Annotated in this window: 12 protein-coding genes and 1 pseudogene; 9 read left to right on the top strand and 4 right to left on the bottom strand. The window is 70.7% G+C overall.

Features of this window, described 5'->3' with window-relative positions:
- Nucleotides 1-302: 302 nt before the first annotated feature.
- Nucleotides 303-932: a hypothetical protein gene (locus ACFVQG_RS29300; RefSeq protein ID WP_383389081.1), complete on the bottom strand. Its 630-nt coding sequence runs from the start codon at nt 930-932 to the stop codon at nt 303-305.
- A gap of 53 nt (nt 933-985) precedes the next feature.
- Nucleotides 986-1114, bottom strand: a complete 129-nt coding sequence (locus tag ACFVQG_RS29295) for a hypothetical protein (protein WP_383389079.1) — start codon at nt 1112-1114, stop codon at nt 986-988.
- Between the two features lie 171 nt (nt 1115-1285).
- Here ACFVQG_RS29295 and ACFVQG_RS29290 point away from each other — a divergent pair, with 171 nt between their 5' ends.
- Nucleotides 1286-2056 carry a response regulator transcription factor gene (locus ACFVQG_RS29290; protein ID WP_383389077.1) on the top strand — a complete coding sequence of 257 codons (771 nt, stop codon included), beginning with the start codon at nt 1286-1288 and terminating at the stop codon, nt 2054-2056.
- A 355-nt stretch (nt 2057-2411) separates the two neighbouring features.
- On the opposite strand, the gene ACFVQG_RS29285 is transcribed toward ACFVQG_RS29290, so the two are convergent.
- Entirely contained in the window at nt 2412-3353 is a 942-nt protein-coding gene (locus tag ACFVQG_RS29285) for an NAD(P)-dependent oxidoreductase (RefSeq protein WP_383389076.1), read from the bottom strand.
- Nucleotides 3354-3477: 124 nt separating this feature from the next.
- Between ACFVQG_RS29285 and ACFVQG_RS29280 the strand changes: the two genes are divergently transcribed.
- The 4 genes from ACFVQG_RS29280 (at nt 3478) to ACFVQG_RS29265 (ending at nt 6704) form a co-directional block, all read left to right on the top strand.
- A complete protein-coding gene (locus ACFVQG_RS29280; protein WP_383389074.1) occupies nt 3478-4074 on the top strand; it encodes a TetR/AcrR family transcriptional regulator in 597 nt (198 codons plus the stop codon).
- 94 nt (nt 4075-4168) lie between these two features.
- Nucleotides 4169-4870 carry a TetR/AcrR family transcriptional regulator gene (locus ACFVQG_RS29275; RefSeq protein WP_383389072.1) on the top strand — a complete coding sequence of 234 codons (702 nt, stop codon included), beginning with the start codon at nt 4169-4171 and terminating at the stop codon, nt 4868-4870.
- A 97-nt stretch (nt 4871-4967) separates the two neighbouring features.
- Nucleotides 4968-5957, top strand: coding sequence for an NAD(P)-dependent alcohol dehydrogenase (locus ACFVQG_RS29270; RefSeq protein WP_383389070.1), 990 nt, complete (start codon nt 4968-4970; stop codon nt 5955-5957).
- Nucleotides 5958-6050: 93 nt separating this feature from the next.
- Nucleotides 6051-6704, top strand: coding sequence for a 1,4-alpha-glucan branching protein (locus ACFVQG_RS29265; protein ID WP_383389432.1), 654 nt, complete (start codon nt 6051-6053; stop codon nt 6702-6704).
- A gap of 180 nt (nt 6705-6884) precedes the next feature.
- Here ACFVQG_RS29265 and ACFVQG_RS29260 read toward each other — a convergent pair.
- A pseudogene (locus ACFVQG_RS29260) lies at nt 6885-7070 on the bottom strand (MerR family transcriptional regulator); the annotation flags it as partial.
- A gap of 61 nt (nt 7071-7131) precedes the next feature.
- Between ACFVQG_RS29260 and ACFVQG_RS29255 the strand changes: the two are divergent.
- From ACFVQG_RS29255 to kdpB, 4 genes are all read left to right on the top strand, one after another.
- The gene (locus ACFVQG_RS29255) at nt 7132-7839 is read left to right on the top strand and encodes an SDR family oxidoreductase (RefSeq protein WP_383389068.1); all 708 of its coding nucleotides are present in this window, start codon (nt 7132-7134) and stop codon (nt 7837-7839) included.
- A gap of 243 nt (nt 7840-8082) precedes the next feature.
- Nucleotides 8083-8172: a K(+)-transporting ATPase subunit F gene (kdpF, locus tag ACFVQG_RS29250; RefSeq protein WP_383389066.1), complete on the top strand. Its 90-nt coding sequence runs from the start codon at nt 8083-8085 to the stop codon at nt 8170-8172.
- A 9-nt stretch (nt 8173-8181) separates the two neighbouring features.
- Nucleotides 8182-9843 carry a potassium-transporting ATPase subunit KdpA gene (gene kdpA, locus ACFVQG_RS29245; protein WP_383389063.1) on the top strand — a complete coding sequence of 554 codons (1662 nt, stop codon included), beginning with the start codon at nt 8182-8184 and terminating at the stop codon, nt 9841-9843.
- Entirely contained in the window at nt 9843-11966 is a 2124-nt protein-coding gene (gene kdpB / locus ACFVQG_RS29240) for a potassium-transporting ATPase subunit KdpB (protein WP_383389061.1), read from the top strand. Before kdpA ends, kdpB begins: the two co-directional genes overlap by 1 nt.
- Nucleotides 11967-11969 lie beyond the last annotated feature (3 nt).

The raw sequence follows: 11969 nt of genomic DNA, 5'->3' as shown, positions 1-11969 counted from the left end.
GCCGCACGGGCAAGGCCACCTTGCGAGCCAGCTCGAGGTCTCGCGGGAGGAGCGGGACCGGTTCGAAGCCGCGGTCCAGCGAGGCCTTGGACAGTAAGTCAGCCAAGGCCTCGGCCACGCTGCACTGACCCGGGGCGACCTGATTTCCGCCCGGCGGGCCCCGAGCGGCAGGACGCGCACCAGCACCGCCCCGGCGAGCGACGGCGCGATACCGTTCATCGGTAGCCGTGGGGCATCACGCGCACCGGGGACACGTCATGGCAAGGCGGGCGCCACACCGTGGAGAGCCGACGGGGGAGCCGTCAGTGTGGCGGGTTCCCGTGCCGGGGCAGCCTCTCCACCTCCCGAAGGTTCACCGTCAGCGGCACGTGCCAACGACCCGTCGCGCAGTGGGTCCTGCCCAGGCCGTTACCGATGAAGAAGTACCCGAAGCAGTTCTGGCACACCCGCCATCCTGCCTGGTGCGGATACTTGGGGTTGGCGTCCGTCGGGCCCTCCACGTGGTACGTCTCGGACGACGGCGTGTGGCCCCGCGCGTTGTTGGGGCACAGGGTCGGACCCGGTGTGTCGAAGTACGCCGCCTTACAGGTCCGGCACCACTTCATCTCGAGGGAGCCCGTGGTCACCGGGTCGTGGTGGAAGTCGCCCCACTGGTCGACGAACCAGTACACCCCGCTGCCTTCGGTGTAGTGGCTGTGGTCCCACCAGTGCTCCACCGGGCAGTGGCCGTTGTCCCCCGCGCCCGCGCGCCACATCCCCTGGCACCGTTGGCACCAGCGGAAGGCCGCGTTCACTCCGGCGTGCGCCGCTGGCGCACTGCCGAGCACCACCTCGGAGGCGAGCGCGAGGGCGCCGCCGAGCAGCGCCCGCCTGCGCACGGTTGCCTCGCTGTCCGTGCCCTTGTTCATGTCCTTGTCGGCGTTGTCGTTCATCGCTTCTCCCACGGTGCGACGGATGTCGGTTGAGGGTTGAGGGCTGAGGGGCCTCAGGGGGTCGGCTCCGGGGTCACGTGGCCCTCGACGCGGGTCCGCTGGTATCCCTCGCCGCGGCCCGCGGCGTGGTCGACCTCCACGACGGTGACGCGGGCGAACGAACAGGCCCGCCCCTTCCTCACCAGACTGGCGCTCCGTGCGGGCCCTCTGAATACGGACAACTCCGTAGTGCCGCGCGCCTGTTGGGATGGATGTGGTTCTGGGCAATGACGAAAAGTCAGGACTGGGGGACATCGCCGAAGATCTTCACGGTTTGCCCGACCGGGGGGATGCCGATCAGGCACACTGCGTGTGTGACAGCTCTGTCCGGGCGTGACGCCACACTCATCCATGACCTGGCGAAGGCGATTCTCACCGAACCCGGGCCGCTGCGTGTGTGGCCGCTGCTCATGGAGCGACTGACGACCGACCTGCCGGTGGATCTGGCCGTCCTCATCGATCTGGACTGGACAGTCGGCACCGGGCATGCCCTGACCGGCAAGCCCGACTGGCTGCACGAGGCGCCGTTGGACGCCCTGATCGCCACGCACATGCGGGCGCACCCCCTGCTGCGTCACTACGCGCATTCGGCGGACCGGACCCCGCTGACGCTCGACGAGGTCGCCGACGACCGCTGGTGGAAAAGCGAGGCCTATCGCGCCGGTAAGTCGGCCATCGGGATCGACCGCCAACTGGCGCTCCCGCTCAGCTCCCGCCCGGGACAGATCCGGGGCGTCATCATGAGCCGCAGCCGTCACGGCTTCAGCGATCGCGACCTGGAGTACGCCGGGCTGGCCCGCTCACTGCTCGACACGGTGTCCGCCCACGAGCGCGTGTCACTCCGTATGCCGAGGCTCGGCGATCCCGCCGAGTACGGGATCACCGCGCGGGAGATGGCCGTCCTGACGCTGCTGGATGAGGGTCTGACCGCCCACGCCATCGGCAGCCGACTCCGGATCACGGAGAAGACCGTCGTGAAGCACAAGGAGAACCTCTACAAGAAGCTCCGCGTGCACGACCGGGTGACAGCGATCAACAAGGCCCGCTCGCTCGGCCTCATCCCACCCGAACCACCTGTGGCCTGACGCCCCGTGCCTCTGCCGAGGGTGGCAGCAGCGGAGCCGAGTCGCGGACTTCGTCTGGCCAGGGCCTGGACGAGCAGCTTGCCGGTGGCCGGTCGAGAGGTCACTGCCGGACGCGCGACCGGACCCCGAGCATGCCCGGCCACGAACCGCCCGGCGTCGACGACCGTGTACCGCGTCCGGGGACGCGTGCGTGGACGCGGGAGCCGAACGCTTCCGCGTTCCCTGCCGGGTACGGGGCCGGGTTGGGGACGATGGCGAGCAGGCGCCCGTCGGGCGCGAGACGTCCACCGCCACCGCACGCCCGGCTCCGCGAGATGTAGAAGGGCGAAACTCCCGAGGTGTGACCGGTTGGCCTTCATGCCTCGATGACGTGGTCTGGCTGGGGCCTTGTTCCGGCCGTGGAGGGGCCGGAGGGCCGGTCCTGGGCTCGGTCGCTCCGGGACTCCAGCGCACGCAGCACGGCCACCATGTCCTCGCCGCCGTGGCCTTGCTCGACCGTCTCGCCGTAGAGGGCGTGGCAGACGTCGAGGAGCGGGGTGGCCAGGTCGGCCTCGCGGGCCGCCGCCGCGATCAACCGGTTGTTCTTCAGGACGTCCGCGGCGGCTGCCTGGACGGTGAAGTCGCGGGTCAGCAGCTTGGCCCCCTTGATGCGGGAGACCGCGCTCGCCATGGGGCCCGCGTCCAGGACGTCCCGGAGCAGGCGCTGGTCGAGACCGTGCCGGTCGGCGAAGTGGAACGCCTCGGTGAGGCCGGTGACCAAGGTGATCAGGAACAGGTTCACCGAGAACTTCGTCAGCAGCGCGCCCGGGACCGTCCCGCAGTCGAACGTGTCGCGGCACACGGGTGCCAGCAGAGGGCGTACGGCCGCCACCGCGTCGTCGTCCCCGGCCAGCATCCCCACGAGTTCGCCCCGTTCGGCCGGGGTCCTGGAACCGGAGACCGGTGCCTCGACGTACCGGCCGCCCGCCGCCCGGATGTCGTCGTGCAGGCCGCTCGAGTACTCGGCCGAGGTCGTGCCCATGTGGACGACCGTGTGCCCGGCGACCCGCGCGGCGAAGTCCGGGGTGCCGCGTCCCAGGACCGCGTCCACCGCCGTCTCGTCGGCCAGCATGAGGAACACCGTCTCGGCCCGGTCAAAGACCTCGGCGGTGCTGACCGCCACCTCGGCGCCGAGGGCACGCAAGGGCTCGCACCGGCCAGGGGTGCGGTTCCATACGACGAGTCGTGTCCCGGCGCGGGCGAGGTTGCTGGCCATGGGCTGTCCCATGACGCCGAGGCCGATGAAACCGACGTACATGACGCACCACCATCACTTCCGGCCCGCATCCCCTGACTATGACGGTGGTCATAGTAGCGGTCGTTATGACGGTCGTCATAGGGTGGGTGCCACTCCGAAGCGCCGCACGGTACGGGAGGTCGGGATGGCGGTGTCCGAACGCGGGCCACGTGAGCGGATGGTCTTCAGCGCGGCCCAGTTGATCCGGCGCGGTGGGGTCGCCGCCGCCGGGATGCGTGAGGTCGCCGCGCACGCCGAGGCGCCGCGCGGCTCGCTCCAGCACTACTTCCCCGGCGGCAAGGAGCAGTTGGTCAACGAGGCGGTCGGCTGGGCGGGGCGCTACGCGGGCAACCGGGTCGCCCGCTTCCTCGCGGCGCTGGACCGGCCGACGCCCAGCGGGCTGTTCGCCGAGATGGTGCGGCAGTGGACCGACGAGTACGGGACCGTCGGCTTCACGGGTGGCTGCCCCGTCGCCGCCGCCACGGTGGACTGCGCCGACTCCACCGCGTCCACGCGGGAGGCGGCGGCTGCCGCGCTCGCCGCCTGGACCGGGCCGGTGGCCGAGGCGCTGGCCGACATGGGCGTGCCCCGGGCGCGGGCCGGTTCGCTCGCCACGCTCATGATCAGTGCCCTGGAAGGGGCCATCGTCATCGCGCGGGCCGAGCGGGATGTCCGCGCCCTGACGGTCGTATCCCGGGAGCTGGGGCCCCTCCTCGACGCGGCGGTGAGGGAGGACGGCTGAGGGCGGCCCGGTCCGCGCTGCTGCTGGCCGAGTGGGACAGGCCCTGACGGTAGATTCGTGGAGGGGAGCGCAGGTAGCTGCCGTACAAGAGGAGATGGTCGAGATCAGCACGCAGGCCGACGCCGCCGCACGGTCCCGAGTTCCCCTGAGCAGGCAGCGGGTCCTGAGCGCCGCCGTCGCCCTGGCCGACGAAGGCGGGGTCGACGCGCTCAGCATGCGCAAGATCGCGCAGGCGCTCGGCGTCGTCCCCATGGCGCTGTACAAGCACGTGGCCAACAAGAACGAACTGCTGGACGGCATGATCGACGTCCTCGTCGGCGAGATCGACCCACCGGCCGACGACGCCGACTGGAAGACCGTCGTGCGCCGCCGGGTCCTGTCGGCCCGCCGCATGCTGCTCCGGCACCCGTGGGCGCCCGAGGTCATCGAGTCGCGGATGAAGGCGCGGGTCACTCCGACCCCGGCCGTCATGGCGTACCTGGACTCGATGATCGGGATCTTCCGGGCCGGAGGCTTCTCGATCGACCTGGTGCATCACGCGATGCACGTCATGGGCAGCCGACTGCTCGGGTTCTCCCAGGAGTTGTTCCAGGACAGCCCCGACCGCGCCCCGGATCCGGACGCGCCGCCGCCGGAGGAGATGGCCGCGCGCTATCCCCACATCACCGAACTGGCGATGGCGGTCGCCCATGACCAGGACTCCGTCGTCGGCTCGGGCTGTGACGACCAGTTCGAGTTCGAGTTCGCGCTGGATCTGACGCTGGACGGCCTGGAGAGGCTCCGCGGCGCGATCTGACCCCCTCGACGGACCTTGACCGGGTGTACGGCGTACACCTACGCTGCCCCGAAGAGGGTGTACGCCGTACACCTCACTTGGGGCTGGGGGCAGGCAGATGAAGGCAGTGATCCAGGAACGGTTCGGCCCGCCGGACGTGCTGAGGGTGACGGACACCGAACGGCCGGAGATCGGGCCCGGCGAGGTGCTGGTGCGGGTGCACGCCGCCGCGCTCAACCCCTACGACTGGCACCTGCTGCGCGGCGATCCGTATGTGGCGCGGCTGATGGGCGGCGTGGGGCTGTTCCGTCCGAAGGCCCGGGTGGCCGGGATCGACGCGGCCGGGCGGGTGGAGGCGGTGGGCGCCGACGTCCAGGGACTCCGGCCCGGCGACGAGGTGCTGGGCTTCTGTCCGGGTGCCTTCGCCGAGTACGCGCGTACGACGGCCGACCTGCTGGTGCCCAAGCCCGCGAGCCTCACCTTCGGACAGGCGGCGGCCGTGCCGATGGGGGCGGTGACGGCGCTGCGGGGGATACGGACGGTCGGTCAGGTCCAAGCCGGGCAGCGGGTGCTGGTCAACGGGGCGGCGGGTGGGGTGGGTACGTTCGCCGTGCAGATCGCCGCGGCTCTGGGCGCGGAGGTCACCGGGGTGTGCGGCGCCGGTAACGCCGACCTGGTGCGCTCGTTGGGCGCCGCCCATGTCGTCGACTACGCGCGGGAGGACTTCACCGACCGGCGCGGGTACTACGACGTGATCCTCGACAACGTCGGCAACCGCCCGTTGAGCCGACTGCGTCGGGCGCTGACGGCGTCGGGGACCCTGGTGGCCAACGGCGGTGGCTCGCCCGGCCATGTCTTCGGCGCGGTCGCCTCGATGCTGCGTGTGGTGGCCGTCAACGCCGTCGTAGGACAGCGACTGCGCCCGATCCTCCCGGCCGCGCCGTCCGGGCCCACCCACGATGACCTGCTCGCCGTCACCACCCTGGTCGAGGCCGGGAAGCTGACCCCGGTGGTCGACCGGACCTACTCCCTGGCGGACACCGCCGAGGGCGTACGCCATGTGGAGCGGGGGCATGCGCGCGGTAAGGCCGTGGTCACCGTGGTCTGAGTCCCGTACGGGGTCCGGTGGGTCGGCGGCCCGTGGCGTACCGCGATAATCCTTCTGGCACTGGCAATGACCCAACGGAAGGGGACCGTCGGCATGGCCGTCATCCACCACACCACCGTCAAGCCGACCAAGCTGGAACTGCTCACCTCCTGGCTGCCCTCCCGTCCCTGGTACCGCGGCGGTGCCGCCGAACCGGAGTTGCTCAAGGCGGGTGGCTTCCGGCTGGACGACCCGGAGGGTGAGGTCGGCATCGAGTTCATGGTGGTGACCGACACGTCCGACGTTCCTGACCCGACCACGTACCTCGTCCCGCTCACCTACCGCGGCGCCCCGCTCGCCGGGGCCGAGCACGCCCTCGTCGGCACCATGGAGCACGGCGTGCTGGGGCGGCGCTGGGCGTACGACGGCTGCCATGACCCCGTGCTCGTCGCCCAGTTGCTGGCGCTGATCGAGGGGCGGGCGCAGGCCCAGGCCCAGAGCGTCAGCGATGCCCCCGACCGGGAGGTCATCGCCGCCTACGCCGGTGAGGGCTCCCTCGCGGCGGACATCACCACGGCCGTCGACGACGAGGAGGGCACCCTACTGGGCACGGCCCTCCGCCTGCACCGGGTCTTGCGGCCCGCCTCGGCCGCTCCCCAGGGAGCGACCGGCCACGTCACCGGCGCCTGGCAGTCGCCGGACGGCGACCGCGTCCGGGGCGTGTTCGCCGTCCTGGGCACCGGCACCCGCGGTGACCTCCGCCCCTGACGAGCACTGCGCCGGTGACGCCGCCGTGAACCCGGCGGCGAGGCCGATCAGCTCGTCAAGCCGCTCGCGTGCCCGGGTCAGGTCGTCGATCCGGGTCTGGATGCGGTCACGTTCGTCCGTGAGCCGTCGCGTCATCTCCGGGGTGGCGACCAGCGTGTCCATGAACGGCAGGATGTCCAGGATCGCCTTGCTGGGCAGCCCGGCCGAGTAGAGGAGCTGGATGAACCGCACCCGCTCGACGTCGGACTCCGCGTACTGCCGCTGGTCCCCGGGGCCGCGGGCGGCGATGACGAGCCCCTGCTCCTCGTAGTAGCGCAGCGCGCGAACGCTGACGCCCGCCCGTTCGGCGACCTTTCCGATCCGCATCGCGCCTCCTCGCCGTCCGGACTTGAACCTCACGTCGACGTGAGGTTCTAGCGTACGCGTCATGGACATCAGCGGAGCCACAGCGCTCGTCACCGGAGCCAACCGCGGCATCGGCCGCTCTCTGGCAGCCCAACTCGTCAAGCGCGGCGCGCAGGTCTACGCGACCGCGCGTCGACCGGAATCCATCGACCTGGACGGCGTGGAGGTCCTCGGCCTCGACATCACCGACCCCGACGCCGTGGCGGAGGCCGCCCGTACCGCCCACGACGTCGACCTGCTCGTCAACAACGCGGGCATCGGGGGTGCGGCCCTGCTCGGCGACCTGGACGCCGTGCACACCACGATGGAGGTCAACTTCTGGGGCACCCTGTCCATGGTCCGCGCCTTCGCCCCGGTCCTGGCGAGGAACGGCGGAGGCGCCGTCGTGAACATCGCCTCCTCGGCGTCCTGGTTCGTCTTCCCCGGCAGCAGCGCCTACGCGGTCTCCAAGGCCGCCGTCTGGAGCATGGGCAACGCCCTGCGCCAGGAACTGGCCGGGCAGGGGACCCTCGTCACCTCGGTGCACCTCGGAGCGGCCGACACCGACATGACGAAGGGCTACGACGTACCCAAGATGGACCCGGCCGATGTCGCGGACGCCGCCCTCGACGGGGTCGAGGCGGACGCGTTCGAAGTGGTCGTCGACGACTTCACCAGGATGGTCAAGGCGTCCCTGAGCAGGGACCCGAGGGACTTCGACGGCCAGTTCCAGCGGTTCCTCAACGCCTGACCCCGCCGCGCGAGCGCCCGGTCCGGGCCAGCCCCGCGTATGAGGCGCGTCAAAGCGGGCGGGGTCCGGCGTATGAGGGCTGTCAAGGGCCGTCGTACGCGGCCCGGCCGCAGGTTTCCTGTTCTGGTCCGATCCGTTCTCGAACTTGTTCAGGGAGCTTGCGATGGCCGATGTGGCCTTCGTCCTCGCCACGGTCGCGGTGTTCGCGCTGGTGGCTCTCATCGCCCGAGGGGTGGGCAGGCTGTGACCGCCGAGCATGTGGTGGGTCTGGTGGTGGCCGTCGCCCTGCTGGGCTATCTGGTGGCCGCCCTCGTCTTCCCGGAGAGGTTCTGAGCCGCCGAGATGAGCCCCGTACTTGCCGATGTGCTGCTGGTGACCGCGCTGATCGGCGCGCTCGCCCTGGTGCATCGTCCCTTCGGCGACTACATGGCCGCCGTGTACTCCTCCAGGAAGCACCTGCGGGTCGAGCGGTGGATCTACCGGTCCGTCGGCGCCGACCCGGACGCCGGGATGCGCTGGCCCGCCTACCTGCGGGCCGTCCTCGCCTTCTCGGCGGTGGGGGTCCTGTTCCTGTACCTGCTGACGCGGGTGCAGGACAGGCTGCCGCTGTCGCTCGGCTTCGAGCCGATCAGCCCGGACCAGGCGTTCAACACGGCCGCCTCCTTCGTGTCGAACACGAACTGGCAGTCGTACTCGGGTGAGGCCGCGATGGGCCATGTCACCCAGACCATGGGCCTGGCCGTGCAGAACTTCGTCTCCGCGGCCGTCGGTATCGCGGTGGCGGTGGCCCTGGTGCGCGGGTTCGCCCGGTCGCGGACCGGGGAGCTGGGCAACTTCTGGGCCGACCTGGTGCGTGGTGTCGTACGCATCCTGATCCCGGTCTCCGTGGTCGCGGCGGTGCTGCTGATCGCCTGCGGTGCCCTGCAGAACTTCGGTGACATCCACACCGTGACCACGCTGACCGGCGACAAGCAGGCCATCAGCCCCGGTGCGGTGGCCTCGCAGGAGGCGATCAAGGACCTGGGGACCAACGGGGGCGGCTACTTCAACGCCAACTCCGCGCACCCCTTCGAGAACCCCGACGGCTTCACCAACTGGCTGGAGATCTTCCTCCTGCTGGTGATCCCGTTCTCGCTGCCGCGGACCTTCGGGCGGATGGTCGGCAGCGTCCGGCAGGGGTACGCGATCGTCGCCGCGATGGGGGTGATCTGGTTCCTCGGCGTCGTCGCCGTGACGATCACGGAGTACGCGCATCCGGGCACCGCCTCGCAGCTCGCGGGCGGCGCGATGGAGGGCAAGGAGCAGCGCTTCGGGGAGGGGCCGTCCTCGCTGTTCGCGGTGTCGACGACCATGACCTCGACGGGGTCCGTGAACTCCTTCCACGACTCCTTCCAGGGGTTGTCCGGTGGCGTCCTGCTGCTCGGCATGATGCTCGGCGAGATCGCGCCCGGCGGGGTCGGCTCCGGTCTCTACGGCATGCTGGTCATGGCGGTCATCGCGGTGTTCATCGCCGGGCTGATGGTCGGCCGCACGCCCGAGTACCTGGGCAAGAAGATCGGCGGCCGTGAGATCAAGCTCGCCGCCTGCTACCTCCTCATCACCCCGGCGCTCGTGCTGACCGGCACCGCGCTGGCGATGGCGCTGGGCAAGGGGCAGTCGTCGATGACGAACATCGGCGCGCACGGCTTCTCCGAGGTGCTCTACGCCTACACCTCCGCCAGCAACAACAACGGCAGCGCGTTCGCGGGGTTCGGCGCGGACACGCCGTACCACAACACCGTGCTCGGGCTGTGCATGCTGCTGGGCCGGTTCCTGCCGATGGTGTTCGTCCTGGCGCTGGCCGGTTCGCTCGCCGAACAGCGGCCGGTGCCCGTCACCGCGGGCACCCTGCGCACCGAGAAGCCGCTGTTCACCGGGCTGTTGGTCGGCGCGATCCTGATCATCACCGGACTGACGTTCTTCCCGGCGCTCGCGCTGGGACCGCTGGCCGAGGGGCTGGCGTGATGACCACTCACCTGAACAAGCCGAAGAAGTACGAGGACTCCATGTCCACTCCCACCCTCGCGCCGCACCAGGACGCGCCCACCGGACACCGGCCCGAAGGGCGCGTCGGCGGGGGACTGTTCGACCCCCGGCAACTGGTCACGTCGCTGCCGGAGGCGCTGCGCAAGCTCGATCCGCGGGTGATGGTCAAGTCGCCCGTGATGTTCGTCGTGCTCGTCGGGTCCGCGCTGACGACCGTGTTCTCCTTCCAGGACCCCGGCGACTGGTTCGGGTGGACGATCAGCGCGTGGCTGTGGCTGACCGTGGTCTTCGCCAACCTGGCGGAGGCGGTCGCCGAGGGCCGTGGCAAGGCACAGGCGGACACCCTGCGCCGGGCCAGGACCGACACGGTCGCCCGCAAGGCCGACGGGACCGTGGTGCCCGGCACCGAGCTGACGGTCGGCGACCTGGTGGTGTGCGAGGCGGGCGACACCATCCCCGGTGACGGCGATGTCATCGAGGGTGTCGCCTCCGTCGACGAGTCGGCGATCACCGGTGAGTCGGCGCCCGTCATCCGCGAGTCCGGCGGCGACCGCAGCGCCGTGACGGGCGGGACGAAGGTGCTGTCCGACCGCATTGTCATCCGCATCACCACCAAGCCCGGCGAGACCTTCATCGACCGCATGATCGGCCTGGTCGAGGGGGCCGCCCGGCAGAAGACGCCGAACGAGATCGCGCTGAACATCCTGCTCGCCTCGCTCACGATCGTCTTCCTGCTGGCCGTGGCCACGCTCCCGCCCTTCGCGGAGTACGCGGGCAGCCACCTGACCATGGTCGTGCTGGTGGCGTTGCTCGTCTGCCTCATACCGACCACCATCGGCGCCCTGCTGTCCGCGATCGGCATCGCGGGCATGGACCGCCTCGTCCAGCGCAACGTCCTGGCGATGTCCGGCCGTGCCGTCGAGGCGGCCGGTGACGTCTCCACGCTGCTGCTGGACAAGACCGGCACCATCACCCTCGGCAACCGGCAGGCCGCCGCGTTCGTCCCGGTGCCCGGCACCACCGAGGCCGAGGTGGCGGACGCCGCCCAGCTGTCGTCGCTGGCCGACGAGACCCCGGAGGGCCGCAGCGTCGTCGTCCTCGCGAAGGAGAGGTACGGGCTGCGCGAGCGGCACCACGGGGAGTTGGCGCGCGCCGAGTGGATCGAGTTCACCGCCCAGACCCGTATGTCGGGCGTGGACGTGGACGGGCGGAAGGTGCGCAAGGGAGCGGCCGGTTCCGTCGTCGCCTGGGTACGGGAACAGGGCGGCGCCGTCGACGGCGAAGCGCACGGCATCGCCGACCGGATCGCAGCGGCGGGCGGCACCCCGCTGCTGGTCGCCGTGCGCGACGGCGAGGGCGCCCGCGTCCTGGGCGTCATCCACCTCAAGGACGTCGTCAAGGACGGCATGCGGGAGCGGTTCGAGGAACTGCGCCGGATGGGCATCCGCACCGTCATGATCACCGGCGACAACCCGCTGACCGCCAAGGCGATCGCCGAGGAGGCGGGCGTCGACGACTTCCTCGCCGAGGCCACGCCCGAGGACAAGATGGCGCTCATCAAACGGGAACAGGCGGGCGGGAAACTGGTCGCGATGACCGGCGACGGCACCAACGACGCCCCGGCCCTCGCCCAGGCGGACGTCGGCGTCGCCATGAACACCGGCACGTCGGCGGCCAAAGAGGCCGGGAACATGGTCGACCTCGACTCCAACCCGACCAAGCTGATCGAGATCGTCGAGATCGGCAAGCAACTGCTCATCACCCGGGGCGCGTTGACCACGTTCTCCATCGCCAACGACGTCGCGAAGTACTTCGCGATCATCCCCGCGCTGTTCGCGGCCGTCCACCCGGGCCTGGACAAGCTCAACGTCATGCGGTTGTCCAGCCCCGACTCCGCGATCCTCGCCGCGGTGGTCTTCAACGCGCTGATCATCGTCGCGCTGGTGCCGCTGGCCCTCAAGGGCGTGCGGTACCGGGCGGTCGGCGCCGACCGGATGCTCCGCCGCAACCTCGCCGTCTACGGCCTGGGCGGCCTGGTCGCCCCGTTCATCGGCATCAAGGTCATCGACATGCTCATCTCGCTCATCCCCGGGATCGGTTGACGG

The organism is Streptomyces sp. NPDC057877, from assembly GCF_042796855.1.
In the GTDB taxonomy this organism is placed as follows: domain Bacteria; phylum Actinomycetota; class Actinomycetes; order Streptomycetales; family Streptomycetaceae; genus Streptomyces.
Note: the sequence above shows the minus strand (reverse complement) of the source record. Positions and strands in the feature narration are given on the sequence as shown.

Excerpts from the sequence above, each read along its gene's own strand:
- ACFVQG_RS29300 (WP_383389081.1), bottom strand. The coding sequence starts at position 932 with ATGAACGACAACGCCGACAAGGACATGAACAAGGGCACGGACAGCGAG.
- ACFVQG_RS29285 (WP_383389076.1), bottom strand. The coding sequence starts at position 3,353 with ATGTACGTCGGTTTCATCGGCCTCGGCGTCATGGGACAGCCCATGGCC.
- ACFVQG_RS29280 (WP_383389074.1), top strand. The coding sequence starts at position 3,478 with ATGGCGGTGTCCGAACGCGGGCCACGTGAGCGGATGGTCTTCAGCGCG.
- ACFVQG_RS29275 (WP_383389072.1), top strand. The coding sequence starts at position 4,169 with ATGGTCGAGATCAGCACGCAGGCCGACGCCGCCGCACGGTCCCGAGTT.
- ACFVQG_RS29270 (WP_383389070.1), top strand. The coding sequence starts at position 4,968 with ATGAAGGCAGTGATCCAGGAACGGTTCGGCCCGCCGGACGTGCTGAGG.
- ACFVQG_RS29265 (WP_383389432.1), top strand. The coding sequence starts at position 6,051 with ATGGCCGTCATCCACCACACCACCGTCAAGCCGACCAAGCTGGAACTG.
- ACFVQG_RS29255 (WP_383389068.1), top strand. The coding sequence starts at position 7,132 with ATGGACATCAGCGGAGCCACAGCGCTCGTCACCGGAGCCAACCGCGGC.
- kdpA (WP_383389063.1), top strand. The coding sequence starts at position 8,182 with ATGAGCCCCGTACTTGCCGATGTGCTGCTGGTGACCGCGCTGATCGGC.
- kdpB (WP_383389061.1), top strand. The coding sequence starts at position 9,843 with ATGACCACTCACCTGAACAAGCCGAAGAAGTACGAGGACTCCATGTCC.